At 61.1% G+C, this 17,007-nt stretch carries 14 protein-coding genes; 5 read left to right on the forward strand and 9 right to left on the reverse strand.

All coding sequences use genetic code 11. The features are described from left to right. Positions 1–152: 152 nt before the first annotated feature. Together AEQ63_RS04885 and katG are read left to right on the forward strand one after the other, a co-directional pair. The gene (locus tag AEQ63_RS04885; protein ID WP_064362054.1) at positions 153–2,363 is read left to right on the forward strand and encodes an LTA synthase family protein; all 2,211 of its coding nucleotides are present in this window, start codon (positions 153–155) and stop codon (positions 2,361–2,363) included. Between the two features lie 220 nt (positions 2,364–2,583). Next, positions 2,584–4,860, forward strand: coding sequence for a catalase/peroxidase HPI (katG, locus tag AEQ63_RS04890; RefSeq protein WP_064361996.1), 2,277 nt, complete (start codon positions 2,584–2,586; stop codon positions 4,858–4,860). A gap of 264 nt (positions 4,861–5,124) precedes the next feature. On the opposite strand, the gene pepN is transcribed toward katG, so the two are convergent. Genes pepN through AEQ63_RS04920 form a run of 6 tightly spaced genes read right to left on the reverse strand, consistent with a single transcriptional unit; the run spans position 5,125 to position 11,642 of the window. After that, positions 5,125–7,782, reverse strand: a complete 2,658-nt coding sequence (gene pepN, locus AEQ63_RS04895; RefSeq protein WP_064361997.1) for an aminopeptidase N — start codon at positions 7,780–7,782, stop codon at positions 5,125–5,127. A 10-nt stretch (positions 7,783–7,792) separates the two neighbouring features. After that, positions 7,793–8,623: a DUF2797 domain-containing protein gene (locus AEQ63_RS04900; protein ID WP_064361998.1), complete on the reverse strand. Its 831-nt coding sequence runs from the start codon at positions 8,621–8,623 to the stop codon at positions 7,793–7,795. Then, entirely contained in the window at positions 8,620–8,880 is a 261-nt protein-coding gene (locus tag AEQ63_RS04905) for a YeaC family protein (RefSeq protein WP_064361999.1), read from the reverse strand. The genes AEQ63_RS04900 and AEQ63_RS04905 overlap by 4 nt, the downstream gene beginning before the upstream one ends. Positions 8,881–8,914: 34 nt before the next feature. Next, positions 8,915–9,784, reverse strand: coding sequence for a rhomboid family intramembrane serine protease (locus tag AEQ63_RS04910; RefSeq protein WP_064362000.1), 870 nt, complete (start codon positions 9,782–9,784; stop codon positions 8,915–8,917). After that, positions 9,781–10,752 (reverse strand): metallophosphoesterase, encoded by a 972-nt coding sequence (locus tag AEQ63_RS04915; RefSeq protein ID WP_064362001.1) that lies wholly within the window; start codon positions 10,750–10,752, stop codon positions 9,781–9,783. Before AEQ63_RS04915 ends, AEQ63_RS04910 begins: the two co-directional genes overlap by 4 nt. Beyond that, positions 10,752–11,642 (reverse strand): NAD(+) kinase, encoded by an 891-nt coding sequence (locus AEQ63_RS04920; protein WP_041480619.1) that lies wholly within the window; start codon positions 11,640–11,642, stop codon positions 10,752–10,754. The genes AEQ63_RS04915 and AEQ63_RS04920 overlap by 1 nt, the downstream gene beginning before the upstream one ends. 114 nt (positions 11,643–11,756) lie before the next feature. Between AEQ63_RS04920 and AEQ63_RS04925 the strand changes: the two genes are divergently transcribed. After that, on the forward strand, positions 11,757–12,707 hold the full coding sequence (locus AEQ63_RS04925) for a DUF1853 family protein (protein ID WP_064362002.1): 951 nt from the start codon (positions 11,757–11,759) through the stop codon (positions 12,705–12,707). 106 nt (positions 12,708–12,813) lie between these two features. Here the strand turns inward: AEQ63_RS04925 and AEQ63_RS04930 are convergent, their stop codons facing one another. Both AEQ63_RS04930 and AEQ63_RS04935 read right to left on the reverse strand, forming a co-directional pair. Next, positions 12,814–14,097 (reverse strand): arsenic transporter, encoded by a 1,284-nt coding sequence (locus AEQ63_RS04930; protein WP_064362003.1) that lies wholly within the window; start codon positions 14,095–14,097, stop codon positions 12,814–12,816. A 144-nt stretch (positions 14,098–14,241) separates the two neighbouring features. Then, complete coding sequence (locus AEQ63_RS04935; RefSeq protein ID WP_042609556.1) at positions 14,242–14,799, reverse strand: NADPH-dependent FMN reductase; 558 nt, start codon at positions 14,797–14,799, stop codon at positions 14,242–14,244. A 183-nt stretch (positions 14,800–14,982) separates the two neighbouring features. Between AEQ63_RS04935 and AEQ63_RS04940 the strand changes: the two genes are divergently transcribed. Further along, on the forward strand, positions 14,983–15,213 hold the full coding sequence (locus AEQ63_RS04940; RefSeq protein ID WP_042609555.1) for a hypothetical protein: 231 nt from the start codon (positions 14,983–14,985) through the stop codon (positions 15,211–15,213). Positions 15,214–15,298: 85 nt separating this feature from the next. Beyond that, a complete protein-coding gene (locus AEQ63_RS04945) occupies positions 15,299–16,192 on the forward strand; it encodes a LysR family transcriptional regulator (protein ID WP_064362004.1) in 894 nt (297 codons plus the stop codon). On the opposite strand, the gene AEQ63_RS04950 is transcribed toward AEQ63_RS04945, so the two are convergent. Then, positions 16,158–16,772: a GNAT family N-acetyltransferase gene (locus tag AEQ63_RS04950; RefSeq protein ID WP_064362005.1), complete on the reverse strand. Its 615-nt coding sequence runs from the start codon at positions 16,770–16,772 to the stop codon at positions 16,158–16,160. The genes AEQ63_RS04945 and AEQ63_RS04950 overlap by 35 nt on opposite strands. Positions 16,773–17,007 lie beyond the last annotated feature (235 nt).

Raw genomic sequence — 17,007 nt, forward strand, 5'->3', positions numbered from 1 at the left:
AAAGCGGCAATACGTCCAGAACCCTTGCCCGATCTGGGTCCACGACATTTAAAGGATCGCCAGCCGCAGGTTTAAAAAGCCGATCAGCCGGCCTGTCCTTGGTATCATCACCCACACTTTTCTGACCCTTTGATGACATGCAGGCCTTTTTTGTGAGTGCTCTTTTCAACTGGCTGCGGCGGCCGAATGCTCGCCTCCTTTCCCTGATCGTTCTGGTACTGATCGTGCCGGTGTGCCTGCGCGCGGCGTTGGGCTGGTCGACACCGCTGGGCTTTTTATCGGACCTGGCCGTCGGCAGTCTGCTGGTGGTAGCACTGCATCGTCGCGCATGTTGGCTGGCCTTGCCGGTGCTGGTGTTCTGGGCGCTGCTGGCGATCGCCACCGCAGAACTGGTCAGCGCCGTCGGCCGCCTGCCGACGCCTTCGGATATTCACTATTTGATCGACCCGCAGTTCGTCGAGAATTCCACCGGCGGCGGACTTGCGCACCCTGCCCTGGCTTTCGCTTTGTTGGGGGCATTGAGTTTCTGGCTGCTCACTCAAGTGGCCGGACGTGGTCTGTCTCGTCCGGCACTGCCGCGCGCGTTCTGGGCAGCGCCAATGGTGTTGTTCGCCGCACACTGGGCTGCGCAAAACCTGTGGCCGAACGACGGCGACGCATGGCGCCTGTACAACCTGCCGCATCAACTGCTCGCCAGTGAAGTCGCCGACCTGCAGATCCAGGCCGAGGAATGGCTGGACGGTGACCTCGAAGAGCCGACGCCCGCAATGGCGGGGCTCACCGACGTCGACCTCAATGGCCAGAAGCTGCTGACCGCGCCGGGTCAGGCGCGCAACGTGTTGATCATCGCCCTGGAAGGCATTCCCGGCGCCTACATCCGTGCCAACCGCGAGGCGATCGGCAGTCATTATCAGGAAGACCTGATGCCCAACCTCAGCCGCTGGGCCGAGCGCGGCATGAACACGCCGGATTACGTGCTGCACACCCATCAGACCATTCGCGGTCTGTACGCCATGCTCTGCGGTGACTACGACAAGCTCAACAACGGCACGCCCAAGGGCGTGGAAATGCTCACTCTCAACGAGCGCAATCAGGCCTGCCTGCCGGCGCAGCTGCGCGAGCACGGTTTCAGCACCCACTATTTACAGGGCGCCGGACTGCGTTTCATGGCCAAAGACAAGATCATGCCGCACATCGGTTTCGATGCAACCCATGGCCTGGAATGGTTCAGCAACAGCAACTATCTGGAGTTCCCGTGGGGCAAGGATGACAAGGCGTTTTTCGAAGGCGCGCTGGATTACGTCGGCCAACTGAAAAAGCACAAACAGCCGTGGATGCTCACGCTGCTGACAGTCGGCACCCACCAGCCCTACTCCGCACCGGACGATTACCTGCAGCGCTATGAGACGCCGAAGCAGGCCGCCGTCGGTTACCTCGACGATGCGCTGGATCAGTTTCTTTCGGGGCTGGAACGCCAGGGCATTCTGAAAGACACACTGGTGGTGATCACCTCGGATGAATCCCACGGCATCGACGGCGTGCGGCTGGCCTCTTCATGGGGTTTCAATCTGACACTGGCACCGGAACAGGCGCAACTGCCGCGCCTGAATGCCGGGGTGTACGGCCACGTCGATCTGAGCACTTCGATCCTCGACTATTTCGACCTGCCGGTGCCGACGGCGCTGAGCGGCCGGTCGCTGTTTCGCGACTACGATTCCGGGCGCGAAATCATGTCGTTCACTAACGGCAAACTGCGCTACCACAACGGTCAGGGCATTTTCTCCGAGTGCGACCTGCCGCGCCGCTGCCGCTATTACCAAAGCCCCGGCTTCATCGCCGAAAGCGCCACCTACAAAGGCACCTACAGCGGCCACCCGGCCCGGCAGATCGCCGCGCGCGCCGACGCCCTGGACCTGTCCTTGCTGCGCACGCCGCTCAACCATCGCTACCAGTTCGGCAGCAACAACATCATCCCTCTGCAAGCGCAGATAAAGGATGACTGGGCCGACAACCTGATCGGCGCGCAGTACCTGGAAATGCCCAAAGGCTCACACACCCGCGTACGCCTCACCGTGCGTTCGGTCGACCCGCAGCAGGCGGCGTACATTCAGCTCAAGGCCAAGGAATTCGAACAGGACGTGCAACTGGGTCTGCCGGCAGAAATGGTCGCCACGGCGGATCAGCCACTGGAGATGGATTTCAGTTTCGACAACCCACAACCGCGCAAGGCCTTTTCGTTTCATTTGTTGGGGTATGGGAATGGCGCGGTCGAAGTCAGCGACTTCAGCGTCATCACCGAATTGCCTGGCCAGGACGACATCCTCGACGACGTGCCGGAGGACGAGACCGCGCAATCGAGCTAACCCCTGTAGGAGCTGCCGAAGGCTGCGATCTTTGCTTTTGATTTATCGGTGAACAACAAGATCAAAAAAACGCAGCCTTCGGCAGCTCCTGCATGTGCGGCGAAAGAGTTTGCCTATCAGTGTCCAATAGTCGGGCTATTAGCCGAGTTGCCAACTCGGGTCTAGCCTTACCAGTCCGAAGTCGGCACGAGCCGGCCGCAGACCTGATAGGGATACGAACATGGCAAACGAATCGAAATGCCCGTTCAACCACGCCGCCGGTGGCGGTACGACGAACCGTGACTGGTGGCCGAACCAACTCAACCTCAAGATCCTCAGCCAGCATTCACCCAAGTCCGATCCGCTGGGCCAGGACTTCGACTACGCCAAAGCCTTCAAAAGCCTCGACTTCCAGGCTCTGAAACAAGACATCAAAGCGCTGATGACCGACTCCCAGGACTGGTGGCCAGCCGACTTCGGCCATTACGGTCCGTTGTTCGTGCGCATGGCCTGGCACAGCGCCGGGACCTATCGCACCGCCGATGGCCGGGGTGGTGCCGGTTCCGGTCAGCAACGCTTTGCGCCGCTCAACAGCTGGCCGGACAACGTCAGCCTCGACAAGGCCCGCCGCCTGCTCTGGCCGATCAAGCAAAAATACGGACGCAATATTTCCTGGGCCGACCTGATCGTGCTCACCGGCAACGTCGCCCTGGAATCCATGGGCTTCAAGACCTTCGGTTTCTCCGGCGGCCGCGCGGATGTCTGGGAACCGGATGAAGACGTTTATTGGGGCTCGGAAACCGAGTGGCTCGGCGGCGACAACCGTTATGGCAAAAGCAACGGCCCGGTGCAGGAACCCGGCGACGGCACACTGGTGGCTGAGCCCGACTTGCATGGCCGCGAAGAAAGCCGCACCGATCAGGGCGAACGCAATCTGGAAAATCCCCTCGCCGCCGTGCAGATGGGCTTGATCTACGTGAACCCGGAAGGTCCTGAAGGCAACCCGGACCCGGTGGCCTCGGCCAAGGACATTCGCGAAACCTTCGGCCGCATGGCCATGAACGACGAAGAAACCGTGGCGCTGATCGCCGGCGGTCATGCGTTCGGCAAGACCCACGGCGCCGGCCCTGCCGACAATGTCGGTGCCGAACCGGAAGCGGCCGGCCTTGAACAACAAGGTCTGGGCTGGAAAAACGCTTTCGGCACCGGGAAAGGCGCCGACACCATCACCAGCGGCCTGGAAGTCACCTGGACCACCACGCCAACACAGTGGAGCAACAACTATCTGGAAAACCTGTTCGGCTTCGAATGGGAGCTGAGCAAAAGCCCGGCGGGCGCCAATCAGTGGCAACCGAAAAACGGCGCCGGTGCCGGCACCGTTCCCCACGCTCACGATCCGAACAAGAAGCTCTCGCCGACCATGCTCACCTCCGACCTGGCGCTGCGTTTCGATCCAGCCTATGAGCAGATCTCGCGACGCTTCCTGGCCAATCCCGATCAGCTCGCCGACGCGTTCGCCCGCGCCTGGTACAAGCTGATCCATCGCGACATGGGGCCACTCTCTCGCTACCTCGGCCCGGAACTGCCGCAAGAGGAGTTGCTCTGGCAAGATCCGCTGCCCGACGTAACGCATGCGCTGATCGATGACAGCGACGCCACGGCGCTGAAGAACAAGGTGCTGGATTCAGGACTGTCGGTCTCGCAACTGGTCTCCACCGCGTGGGCGGCAGCGTCGACCTTCCGCGGCTCGGACAAGCGCGGCGGTGCCAACGGCGGGCGCTTGCGTCTGGCCCCACAGAAGTTCTGGCAGGCCAACCAGCCGGAGCAACTGGACAAGGTGCTGAGCACACTCGAAGGCATTCAGAACGACTTCAACAACGGCGCGGCCGGTGGCAAGAAGATCTCGCTGGCCGACTTGATTGTGCTGGCCGGCAATGCCGGGGTGGAGAAAGCCGCGCAAAACGCCGGGCATTCGGTGTCGGTGCCGTTCTCACCGGGCCGCGTCGATGCTTCGCAGGAGCAGACCGATGTCGAATCGTTCGGCTTCCTCGAACCGATCGCCGACGGTTTCCGCAATTACAGCAAAGGCAAATACACGGTTGCGGCGGAAACCCTGCTGATCGACAAGGCGCAATTGCTCACCCTCACCGCGCCGGAAATGACCGTACTGGTGGGTGGTCTGCGGGTGTTGAACACCAACGTCGGGCAGACCCGGCATGGCGTGTTCACCGACCAAACCGAAGCGCTGAGCAATGACTTCTTCACCCACCTGCTGGACATGGGTGTGGAGTGGACGCCGACCTCGCGGGATGCCGACGAGTTCGAGGGTCGTGATCGCCAGACCGGAGCGGCGAAATGGACGGCGACGCGGGTGGATCTGGTGTTCGGCTCGAATGCGCAATTGCGCGCCTTGGCCGAGGTGTATGCCAGTTCCGACGCGAAGACGCAGTTCGTCAACGATTTCGTCAAGGCATGGACGAAGGTGATGAATCTGGACCGGTTTGATCTGCGTAAATAGCTGGTTGTTGTGCCAATGAAAATGCCGCTCGTTGAGCGGCATTTTTGTGTCTGCTTTGCCCTCTTCCAATGGGAGAGGGGGAAAGGGAGCCGATCGAGGGCTTTCCAGATCCTGAGTTCGACTCGGTAATTCAGGTCGGCGGATAGAAAAAGGCACCTCGGTCAGTCCCCTCTCCCTCTGGGAGAGGGTTAGGGTGAGGGGCGGTGATCATCAAAATCAAAAGATCGCAGCCTCGTTTCACTCGACAGCTCCTACAGGATCGGGTTACGCCAGGCTTTTGCTTACCACTTCATACACGTCGCTGGACAACGCTCCGGACGCCAGGATCCGCTCCAGCTCACCCTTCATCAGCGCCTGACGCGCGCTGTCGTATTTGCGCCAGCGGGTCAGCGGCGCCAGTTGGCGTGAAGCGATCTGTGGGTTGAAGCCGTTCAGTTCGATCACCAGATCGGCGAGGAAGCGATAGCCGGAGCCGTCCGCCGCGTGGAAGTTGATCAGGTTCTGCCCGGCGAAGGCGCCGATCAGTGCGCGCACCTTGTTCGGGTTCTTGATGTTGAACGCCGGGTGCTGCATCAATGCCTTCACGCGCTCCAGCCCGCCTGGCAAGGTGCTGCCGGCCTGCACGCTGAACCACTGATCCATGACCAGCGGATTGTCCTTGAAGTGCTCGGCGAAACTGGCCAAAGCCGCGGCCTTCTGCTCTTCGAACGGCGAGTTGACCAGCACCGCCAGCGCGGTCAGGCGCTCGGTCATGTTGTCGGCCGTCTCGAACTGCTCCAGCGCCGCCGCCAGGACTTCCGGCTTGCCGCTGAGCATCAGGTACGACAGGGCAATATTCTGCAGCGCGCGTCGGGCGAAGTGCTCGGCCTCGGCTACGTACGGAGTCTTTTTCGACAGATCGCGGTTGGCCTGATAACGCAGCCACAGCGCTTCGAACAAGCCTTCGGCCAGTTGCTTGCGGGCAAATTCGCGCGCGACATGAATCGCCTCGACGTCGGCCACTTCGCTGATCTCGGTCAGATAAGCCTCACCCGGCAACGAGAGCATTTCGGCAACCATCGCCTGATCCAGCGACTCGTCGGACAGCACCGTGCGCAGCGCCGACACCAGACGCGGATCGAGCGTCAGGCTCTCGCCCTTCTGATGCTGAGCGATCAGTTCCTGCAGCACTTGCACCGACAATTGCTGACCGGCATCCCAGCGGTTGAAGCCGTCGCTGTCGTGCTGCATGAGGAACATCAGTTGATCGCGGTTATACGGGAAGCTCAGTTTCACCGGCGCCGAGAAGCCACGCAGCAGCGACGGCAGCGGCTGTTCGTTGATGTCAACGAAAGTGAAGGTCTGTTCGGCTTCGGTGACCGAAATCACCCGAGTGGTGCCTTGTGCCGAGGCTTCACCAGCCAGACGCAGGGCGATTTCGTTGCCCTGGCTGTCGAGCAGGCCGAGCTCGACCGGAATCACGAACGGTAGTTTTTCCACCTTGTCCGGAGTCGGCGGGCAGCTCTGGCGGAAGGTCAGGCTGTAGGTTTTCGCGGCGGCGTCATAGGACTCGGACACTGCCAGACGTGGCGTGCCGGCCTGGCTGTACCAGCGCTTGAACTGACTGAGGTCGACGCCATTGGCGTCTTCCATGGCCTTGACGAAATCGTCACAGGTCACGGCCTGACCATCGTGGCGTTCGAAATACAGATCGCTGCCCTTACGGAAACCTTCGGCACCGAGCAAGGTGTGGATCATGCCAACCACTTCCGAACCCTTTTCGTACACGGTCAGGGTGTAGAAGTTGGAAATCTCGATGAAGCTGTCCGGGCGCACGGCGTGGGCCATGGGGCCGGCATCTTCGGCGAACTGGTGGGTGCGCAGATAGGCCACGTCCTGAATGCGCTTGACCGTCGCCGAGTTCATGTCCGAGGAGAAACCGGCGTCGCGGAACACCGTGAAGCCTTCCTTGAGCGACAGCTGGAACCAGTCGCGGCAGGTCACGCGGTTGCCCGACCAGTTGTGGAAATATTCGTGGGCTACGATCGCCTCGACCCGCTGATGCGCGGCGTCGGTGGCGGTTTCGGCGCGGGCCAGCACGGCGCTGGAGTTGAAGATGTTGAGGCCCTTGTTCTCCATCGCGCCCATGTTGAAATCGTTGACCGCGACGATCATGAAGATGTCCAGATCGTACTCGCGACCGTAGACCTCTTCATCCCAGCGCATGGATTTCTTCAGGCTGTTCATCGCGTGCTGGCACTTGTCGATGTTTTCCGGCTCGACGTAAATGCGCAGCGCGACATTGCGCTGGCTCATGGTGGTGAAGGTGTCTTCGACGCACCACAGATCACCGGCGACCAGTGCAAACAGGTACGCCGGTTTCTTGAACGGATCTTCCCAGGTCGCCCAGTGCCGGCCGTCTTCGCCAGGGCCGGAAGCGATCGGGTTACCGTTAGAGAGCAGCACCGGGTAGCTGTGCTGTTCGGCCACCACTGTGGTGGTGAACTTGCTCATCACGTCCGGGCGGTCGAGGTAATAGGTGATCTTGCGGAAGCCTTCGGCCTCGCACTGGGTGCAGAACATCGTGCCGGACTTGTACAGGCCTTCCAGCGCGGTATTGGTTTCCGGGTGGATGCGCACGCTGGTGTCGAGCGTGAACGTCTCGCTGGTTGGCTGCAGGGTCAGGTGGCTGTCGGAGACTTGATAGTCGGCAGCGCTCAGCTCCTGGTCCGCCAGCGTCACCGAGATCAGCTCCAGTTGCTGGCCGTCGAGCACCAGCGGCGGCAGGCCGGCGCCGCGCTCGGGGTTGCGGCGCATCACCAGTTGCGCGTGAACCAGGCTGTGGTCCTCGAACAACTCGAAGGTCAGGTGCGTTTCGTCGATCAGGTACTCGGGCGCCTGATAGTCCTTGAGGTAAATCATCTTCGGTTGTTCGGTGCGCATGCTGGAATCCTTATTGATGCACGGCGAGCTGGTAGGCCGTGTATTTACGAATGTTGATCACGCCGGTGTCGAAGATCAGGTACTGGCCCTTGATCCCCAGCAGCGTGCCTTCGGCAATCGGGTTCTTGTCCAGGTTGAAGCTGACGATTTTCGCCGGGTATTGTTCGACGGGATAGCGGATTTCCAGCGGTTCGACATCGGCAATCGTCTGAATTGCCTGTAGGCCGAATCGCTCCTGAAAACCTTGCAGGCCTTCGGCGCAGCTTTCGAACAACTGATCGCGCACCTGCGCCAGATCCACCGCCGCCGCATCACCTTTGAGCAGCGCGCGCCAGTTGGTCTTGTCCGCCACCTGACTGCGGAACAGGTCTTCGACAAACCCCGATTGCTGGCGTGTCGACACGCGCATGATCGGCAGCGCCTGACTCGCGCCCTGATCGAGCCAGCGGGTCGGCAACTGCGTAGCACGGGTGATGCCAACCTTGATGCCTGACGAATTGGCCAGGTAAACCACATGGTCGGTCATGCAGAATTTCTCGCCCCACTCCGGATCGCGGCAGGTGCCGGCGTCGAAATGGCAGCGCTCGGGGCTCATGATGCACAGGTCGCATTGCGCCAGTTTGGTCATGCACGGGTAGCAATAGCCCTGACTGAAACTGGTTTTGGTCCTGCGCCCGCAATGGCTGCAATGGATCGCGCCCAGGAACTCCAGACGCAGCGTGCTGCCGATCAACGGATTGACCGGCACCTCGACGTCATCCAGACGAAACGCGTACTGCACGTTCGGCCCGTCCAGGCGCGCCGACATTTTGCTGATTGCACCGCGGCCAATCTCGATCAATGGATGGCATCCGACTTGAACAGGATGTTCGGCACTTCGATCGACTTCGACGCACATTCCTGCGGGCCCATGTAACCGGTGCGCTGGTCTTCCGGCAGGTTCTGGACTTCCCAGGCGATCATCGCCTGCAACGACAGCTCGCGCTGTTCGGCGGTGAGTTTGTTGCCGTCCGACCATTTGCCGATTTCCACGGCCAGTTTCAGGCTCTCGTAGATGTCCGGGGTGATGTTGCTGATCATGTCGTTGAAAGAGGACATCAGGGTCTCCGTGCTCTTTACTGAAGCAAAAATTTTAGACGGCCAGTTTACGGCGGTTATACAAACCGCCCAACAAACCGGTGAAGCATCCGATGAGTAACCCGCTCAGGTGCGCGGCGTTGGCGATCTGGCCGAAACCGATCAACGAGACCAGCCCGGACATGCACACCACCAGCCACACCAGCATCATCACCAGCACACCGCGCGGCAGGCGATAGGCCGGGTTCGGCGCCAGCAACTGGAAGATCCAGCAATGCCCAAGCAAGCCGTAGAGCACGCCGGACAGCCCACCGAACAGGCTCGGGCCGCTCCAGACGAACTGCGCATAGTTGGAGACCAGACTGAACAGCAGCGTCAGGCCGATCAGGTTGATGCTGCCCTGGCGCGACTCGATGCGCCGCCCCAGCTCCCAGTACCACATGCCGTTCATGGCCAGATGGAGGATGCCGAAGTGGATCAGCATCGGCGTGACCAGCCGCCACCACTGCCCTGCCGCCAGACTGTCGGCCAGCGGCGTGAAGTGGATGTACTCGCCGATCACGCGGAAATCGAGGAAGGTCAGCCAGCGCAACGTTTCCAGATTTTCGCCGAGAAAGGTCAGACCGCCGACGATCAGGCTCAACAGCAGAATGAATCCGGTGGCTTTGGCATGTTTCAGCTGTTCGGCAAAACTCGGCCTTTTGAAGGTCTGGCCCACAGGCATGTCCAGTTGCTGATCCGGGTCGCCGGCCGGGAAGCGCTCGTACAGCGAACGCACGTCCTCGCTGATTTCCTCCGGCGCCCACAGCACCTGCTCGCCCGCTTCTTCGCTGACCCGATGGGGCACTTGCATACGTTGCAGCAGCTTGACGAAGCCGCTCAAATCCACCGCCAACGGCAGGCGCAATACCGCTACCGCACTCATTGCAGCACCTCCGGCCGCTCGACATCGACCCAGACGAATTTTTGCGGATCCAGGCGCGTTTCCTGATCCAGACGATAGGCCACCAGTTTGCCGTAGAGCACGGCGCTGTAATCCAGGCACGCGAGGTTCGGGCGGATCGGCGCCGGTTTGCCGCTGCGCCAGTAGTGGCCGACGAACAGCAGCGGTTCGTCGACGCCATAGCGCAGCAGGGAATTCTTTTCTATGGACGTCAACGGCGTTTGCGCGACAGGTTCCGGCAACGCATCTGGCTGGAACACGATATCGCCGTAGGTTTTGGGGTCGTCTTCCCAGAACTTGGTGCGGAAGAACGAACGCACCAGACCGTCGCCGCTGGTCATGGTCAGGCCGCCCGGCAGGCGCATATCTGTGCCACGCAGCAAGCGGTCGAACACGGTGCAGGCGAAACTGCCGGGAACCGCCGACGCCTGGAGGAAATGCTCATCGACGCAGCCGTCGGGGAACAACGCCTGCAGCGGCTCGATCAAGCCGGCATCCCAGCAGGCGTGGACGACGCGGAAGCGTCCGGCATCGACGAACAGCGGCAGCTCGTAGAACCACTGCTGGAAGTCATGCCAGTCGCCCGGATGGTTTTCGAATTGCGTCAGGGTTTCCTGCAGCAGGCGCGCATGGCGCTTGGTGTGTTCGCGCACGAACTGCTTGCCGCTGCCCGGTGGCGCCGGAGTCACCCAACCGAGCGCGTTGAATTCATGGTTGCCCATGATGCACAGCGCCTGCCCCGCCTCGACCATGTCGTGGACGATATGCAGCGCCTCGCGAATCCGCGGGCCACGGTCGATGATGTCGCCGACGAACACCGCCATGCGTGAAGGATGGCGCCAGACCCCGCCCTGCTTGTGATAACCGAGACGGTCCAGCAAGTGTTCGAGGGTCAGAGCGCATCCGTGCACGTCACCGATCAGGTCGTAACTGCGCGCGGGATCGAGCATCAGTCGCCTCCACCCCCCAGCTTGCTGCCCCAGCCAAGCTTGGTCCGGCACACCTCGTAGTAATTGTGATCGAGCGGATGAATCAGGCGCAGTTTCTGCGCTTTCTTGCTCACGGTAATGGTGTCGCCCGGTGCGCAGGTGAAGTGGTTCTGGCCGTCGCAGGAGACCTGCGGGTAGATCTGCATATCTTTGGACACGACGATTTTCAGCTCACTGTTGCCATCGACCACAATTGGCCGTCCCGACAAGGTATGGGGGTACATCGGCACAATCACAATAGCGTCGAGCTTGGGATGCATGATCGGCCCGCCGGCAGACAACGCGTAGGCAGTGGACCCGGTGGGCGTGGCGACGATCAGGCCGTCGGCCTTCTGGCTGCAGACGAACTGGCCGTCGATGTACAACTCGAACTCGATCATCCGCGTCGATTTGCCCGGGTGCAGCACCACATCGTTGAGGGCATCGCCCTGCCCGATGGCCTCGCCATGGCGACGCACTTCGGCTTGCAGCAGGAAGCGGTTTTCCACCAGATAGTGGCCGTCGAGCACTTCGGCGACCTTGATTTCCAGCTCGTCCGGGCGAATATCAGTGAGGAAGCCAAGGCTGCCACGGTTGATGCCCAGCACCGGAATATTGTGCCTGGCCAGCGCCCGCGCGGCGCCGAGCAGGCTGCCGTCACCGCCGACGACGATGACCATGTCGCAGACTTCGCCGAGCATCTTACGCGACGAGGTTTGCAGGCCGTGGCCCGGCAGGACTTCAGCAATGGTGTCTTCGAGGATCACATGCAGGTGACGGTCGAGCAGAAAGCGTTTCAGTCGGCGGACGGTATCCAGCACCTGGGAACTGCCCAGGCGACCGATGATGCCGATATTACGAAATTGCTCCATGGGACCTCTGCGGACAATCGAAAACGCGAAAACCCGATTATGGGCGAAAGCGCCAGATAGACAAAATCCTTTCAGCCTCAAGGGTGGGCTCAGGTTTAAGGCTATGCTCGCAAGATGATCCTGTTTCCCGATTTGCTTCAGCTGCCCCATCAATTACGCCATCCCGAAGTGCGGGACCTGGCGTGGGTGATCCTCGCGCCGCCGATGCTCGCCGACACGCCGTGGCCGCAGCGTCATCCGCTGGCCGGCAGCGACTGGGTGCACGACCCGCAGCGTCTCGAACACTGGTTGCGTCAGCTCGACCGCGACAGTTACGGCCTGCTGCAATGGCTGTCCCAGGCGCGCACCCGGCGTCTGGGCCTGTATTACGAACGCCTGTGGCAGTTCGCCGTGGAGCACGCACCGGGCATCGACCTGATCGCCGCCAACCTGCCGATCCGCCGCGCCGGGCACACCCTCGGCGAACTCGACATGCTGCTGCGTGACCGCGACGGCGTGCACCATCTGGAACTGGCGATCAAGCTCTACCTCGGACCGCAGGCTGGCGATGGCCGCGATCCGGCGCAGTGGCTCGGGCCAGGTTGCCATGACCGGCTGGATCGCAAACTGGCGCATCTGGCCGAGCATCAATTACCGATCTCGGCGCGCCCGGAAAGCCGCGAAGTGCTGGCGGCGCTGGATATCGAAACCTTCAGTGCGCAATTGTGGCTGGGCGGTTATCTGCTGTATCCGTGGCCGGGGCAGGCCGACTCACCGAACGGCGCCCATCCGCAACATCTGCGTGGCAGTTGGCTGCATCAGCAGGACTGGCCGGCGTTTGTCGCGCAACGTCCACCAGGACGCTGGCAACCCCTGCCCCGCCACGCCTGGCTGGCGCCGGCGCACTACCCGGCGGATCAGGTCTGGGCGGATGAGCATTTGCGTTTGTGGCTGCAAGACCTGCCAGCGCTGGCCCCGGCGCAATTGATGGTGCGCCTGACCGAGAATGCCCAAGGGGAATGGGAAGAGGCGGAGCGGTTGTTTCTGGTGGCGGATCTCTGGCCGAATGTGCCCGGCCAAGCCTGAGATCTGTGGTGTCTGTGCCACCGTCATCGCGAGCAGGCTCACTCCTACAGGGGAACGCATTTCAAATTGTAGGAGTGAGCCTGCTCGCGATTGGGGTCAGCCCGGTCTACAGCGAAAGCCGCAAAGCCAGCGCCGCCAACGTCACCAGCAACACCGGTACGGTCAACACAATTCCGACACGAAAGTAATAGCCCCAGCCAATATGGATGCCCTTGCGCTCCAGCACATGCAGCCACAACAAGGTCGCCAGACTGCCGATCGGGGTGATCTTCGGCCCCAAGTCGCTGCCAATCACGTTGGCATAGATCATCGCCTCCTTGATCACCCCGCTGGCCTGACTCGCGTCGATCGACAGCAAGCCGATCAGCACGGTCGGCAGGTTGTTCATGATCGACGACAACAGCGCCGTCAAAACCCCGGTGCCCATGGCCGCACCCCACACGCCGTGGCCGGCGAATACGTCCAGCCACCCGGCGAGGTAACTGGTGAGTCCGGCATTGCGCAGGCCGTAGACCACCAGGTACATGCCCAGCGAGAAAATCACGATCTGCCACGGCGCTTCTTTCATCACTTTGCGCGTGGAGATCTTGTGGCCGCGCGCGGCGATACCCAGCAGCAGCGCGGCGCACACCGCGGAAATGGCGCTGATCGGAATGCCCAGCGGTTCGAGGGCGAAGCAGCCGATCAAGAGGATCACCAGCACCGCCCAACCGGCTTGGAACGTCGCCTTGTCGTGGATCGCAGTGCTCGGGTTTTCCAGTTGTTCAGGGTCGTAAGACGCAGGAATGTCGCGGCGAAAGAACCACAGCAACATGCCCAACGTCGCCGCAACGCTGACGAAGTTGACCGGCACCATCACCGCGGCATAGCGGTTGAAGCCGATGTGGAAGAAGTCCGCGGAAACGATGTTGACCAGGTTCGACACCACCAGCGGCAGGCTCGCCGTATCGGCGATAAATCCGGCGCCCATGACGAAGGCCAGGGTCGCCGCTGGCGAAAATCGCAGCGCCAGCAGCATTGAAATCACGATCGGCGTGAGAATCAGCGCCGCGCCGTCATTGGCGAACAGCGCCGAGACCAGCGCGCCGAGCAGCACCATGAAGGCAAACAGCTTGCGCCCACTGCCCCGCCCCCAACGCGCCACATGCAGCGCCGCCCAATTGAAAAAGCCGGCCTCGTCAAGCAGCAGGCTGATGATGATCAGTGCGACGAAGGTGCCGGTGGCGTTCCAGATGATCTGCCAGACCAGCGGAATATCCGTGAGATGAACGACGCCGAAGATCAACGCCAGCACGGCGCCCAGCGTTGCACTCCAGCCGACGCCGAGGCCTTTGGGTTGCCAGATGACGAGGGTGATGGTCAGCAGGAAAATCAGTGACGCAGCGAGCATTCGCAGAAGCCTTCATGAAAAGTCTGATAGACAAAACTGTAGGAGTGAGCCTGCTCGCGATGGCGGTGTATCAGTCAGCATTATTGTCAGCTGAAAGACCGCTATCGCGAGCAGGCTCACTCCTACATGGGACCGTGTACGAGATTACTTCTTGTGTTGCTCTACGAACTGGCCGTAGGCATCGATGAATTTCTGCAGGAACGGCTTCACCGATTCGCTCAGCTTGCCCGCTTCGTCAAACGCATTGCCCGCACCGCCCAGATACGCTTCCGGCTGTTGCAGGCAATGGATATCGAGGAAAACAAAGGTCTGGCGCAGGTGCTGGTTGGCGCCGAAACCGCCGATGGCGCCTGGCGATACGCTGATCACCGCGCCGGGCTTGCCGCTCCACGCGCTCTGGCCATAAGGACGGGAGCCGACGTCGATGGCGTTCTTCAACGGTGCCGGGATCGAGCGGTTGTATTCTGGGGTGACAAACAGCACCGCGTCGGATGACGCCACTTTCTGACGGAAAGTGCTGTAGGCTGCGGGCGGAGAATCGCCGTCGATGTCCTCGTTGTACAACGGCAGTTCACCGATTTCGACAATCTCGAGCTTGAGATTGGCCGGTGCCAGTTCGGCGAGGGCCAGTGCGACTTTGCGATTGATCGATGCTTTGCGCAGGCTACCGACCACTACAGCGACGTTGTAGACATTGCTCATGGAAGACTCTCGATGGTCTGTGGGAAGAGTCGCTAGTTATAGATGATCCAGTGACGCTTTCACCAGTGATCATTGGTTTTTCCTGCGCTAAGAATATTTTTTTCCTGTAAGAAAACTTACCGAGCTTGGTGACGGTCTACAAAGCCGCAAATCAAGCGTTTTATCTCCAGAGGTTCTAAGCAGATGGCAGCAGTACTCGTCGGTCAGTTTCATGCAAGAGACGCGGAAGGCCGTGTTTATTCCGTGCATGAATTCCAGGAATCGAACCCGTCTGCAGGCGGATCCACTGGCTCGGAGCCCATTTACAGACTGGCCATTGGCGATCGCGTCAACAAGGTCAGTGACAGCGAGTTTCTCCTGGTTCAATCAGGCATTACCCTGATCCGCGAACCTGAGCCAACCGTCGCTCAATAACCCTGCGTTATGAGCAGAAGTCATGCGTGCAGACTTGGGGTAGGATTCAGCGTCTCACCCCACCTGCTGAACATGGACTTCACGCATGCGTTTACGCCACATCGAAGTGATTCAGGCGCTCTTGCAGACCGGTCACCTGGGCACCGCCGCCGAATGGCTGCAATTGCCCGTGACCGAGGTCGAAGAGCGTTTGCGCGAAGCCGAAAGTCAGCTGGGGTTCATGCTGTTTGCCAGCGTTCGCGGGCGCCTGCAATCGACGCCCGAAGCGCGCGCTCTGCAGGTGGAAATCGCACACGTCTATGAAGCGCTGGAGCCGGTGCAGCGTCTGGCCAGCAGCCTCAAGCAATACCTCGCCCCGCCCTTGCGCATCATTGGCACCCCGCCGCTGGCCCAACAATTACTGCCACAAAGTCTTGCGACTCTGCGCCGACGCTTGCCCGACGCACCTTGCAGCCTGCTCAGCGCGCCGACACGCGACATCGTCCGCAGCCTGTTGCTGCGCGAAAGCGATCTGGGCCTGAGCCTGCACGATCCCGAACACCCCGACATCCACTGTCAGCCACTGGCCCAGGGCAAGCTGCAATTGCTTGCGCCGCACGGCTGGCTGCAACCGAAACAGAAATATATCTCTCTGGCAGACCTGGCCGGTCAGGCCATGGTCGGTCTCGAAGGTCAGGATCCGCTGAGTCCGGCACTGGAAAACAAGCTGCAGGCGTTGCGCCCGGCACCGAGCATTCAGACCCGCGTGCAGACCCATCAGATGATGCGCAGCATGGTCGAGGCCGGCGAAGGCCTGGCCATCGTCGATCCGTTCACCGCTTTGGGCGCTCGCGCCAGTGGGCTGGACGTTTGCCCGCTGTCACCGGCGGTGCCGATCAGCCTCTACGCCCTGACCTTCAAGCACGCCACGCCGTCAGCGGCGATTCAGTCGCTGCTGGCAATCATCACGGAACAAGCCGAGGCGATGCTGTCGAGCTGAGGGGTTTTTCCAACGGGTTGTCGAACAGGCGATACCAGAACAACGCGACTTCGGCGGTGTGTGGATCGATGCCGCGATAGCGCAGTTGATCGATGCCGCCAATCACGTAACCGCAGCGCTCATACAGCCGACAGGCGCCGAGGTTGTTGTTCTGGGTTTCGAGCATGATGCCCGGCAGCTTTTTCTTGCGACTCCAGAACTGCGCCACATCGAGCAGCGCCTTGGCCACCCCGGGGCGCCGGGCCGGGGCGTGCACCGCCAGTTCATCAATGTGGGCGAAGCCGTTCCAGTTGGTGCTGATCACCAGATGGCCGACCGGTTCGTCGTCCAGATACGCCATGAAAATTGCGCTGTCGGGCGCGTTGTGAAAGGCGCTGAACTCCTCCGGATCGATGCCGTAGCACTTGCGGTACGGCACGATCGGCGTCACCGGCCATTGTGCGACCGGTTTGCCGATCACGGCGGCGCCATAGGCAGCGACCTCGAAACTGAAGTCGCTGCCCCAGATATACGGCGCAAAACCTTCGTCGGCGACGCGCACCGACAACCCTGGGTATTTCGGATTCATGACCGGTTGCATACTGGGAAAGGTCCTCATTCCTTGACGCAGCCGACGCTGTCGACCTTGATGTCGCGATGGATGATTGCCAGCGCAAATTTCAACTGTTTGTACATGAGGCTCAGTGTCCTGAGGCGGCAGATCTGCACCCGCCAATGCACTCAGGGTAGAGGGTTGCAGCGAATGTGGCGAGGGTGGCAACTTGGCTTCATGTCGCCAAGCGCAAAAAATCGCAGCCTTCCTCGTCTCTCAACTC

Source organism: Pseudomonas sp. RIT-PI-o (assembly GCF_001297215.1).
GTDB lineage: Bacteria > Pseudomonadota > Gammaproteobacteria > Pseudomonadales > Pseudomonadaceae > Aquipseudomonas > Aquipseudomonas moraviensis_A.

Excerpts from the sequence above, each read along its gene's own strand:
- AEQ63_RS04925 (WP_064362002.1), top strand. The coding sequence starts at position 11,757 with ATGATCCTGTTTCCCGATTTGCTTCAGCTGCCCCATCAATTACGCCAT.
- AEQ63_RS04945 (WP_064362004.1), top strand. The coding sequence starts at position 15,299 with ATGCGTTTACGCCACATCGAAGTGATTCAGGCGCTCTTGCAGACCGGT.
- AEQ63_RS04915 (WP_064362001.1), bottom strand. The coding sequence starts at position 10,752 with ATGCTCGATCCCGCGCGCAGTTACGACCTGATCGGTGACGTGCACGGA.
- pepN (WP_064361997.1), bottom strand. The coding sequence starts at position 7,782 with ATGCGCACCGAACAACCGAAGATGATTTACCTCAAGGACTATCAGGCG.
- AEQ63_RS04950 (WP_064362005.1), bottom strand. The coding sequence starts at position 16,772 with ATGCAACCGGTCATGAATCCGAAATACCCAGGGTTGTCGGTGCGCGTC.
- AEQ63_RS04920 (WP_041480619.1), bottom strand. The coding sequence starts at position 11,642 with ATGGAGCAATTTCGTAATATCGGCATCATCGGTCGCCTGGGCAGTTCC.
- AEQ63_RS04940 (WP_042609555.1), top strand. The coding sequence starts at position 14,983 with ATGGCAGCAGTACTCGTCGGTCAGTTTCATGCAAGAGACGCGGAAGGC.
- AEQ63_RS04910 (WP_064362000.1), bottom strand. The coding sequence starts at position 9,784 with ATGAGTGCGGTAGCGGTATTGCGCCTGCCGTTGGCGGTGGATTTGAGC.
- AEQ63_RS04930 (WP_064362003.1), bottom strand. The coding sequence starts at position 14,097 with ATGCTCGCTGCGTCACTGATTTTCCTGCTGACCATCACCCTCGTCATC.
- AEQ63_RS04935 (WP_042609556.1), bottom strand. The coding sequence starts at position 14,799 with ATGAGCAATGTCTACAACGTCGCTGTAGTGGTCGGTAGCCTGCGCAAA.
- katG (WP_064361996.1), top strand. The coding sequence starts at position 2,584 with ATGGCAAACGAATCGAAATGCCCGTTCAACCACGCCGCCGGTGGCGGT.
- AEQ63_RS04905 (WP_064361999.1), bottom strand. The coding sequence starts at position 8,880 with ATGTCCTCTTTCAACGACATGATCAGCAACATCACCCCGGACATCTAC.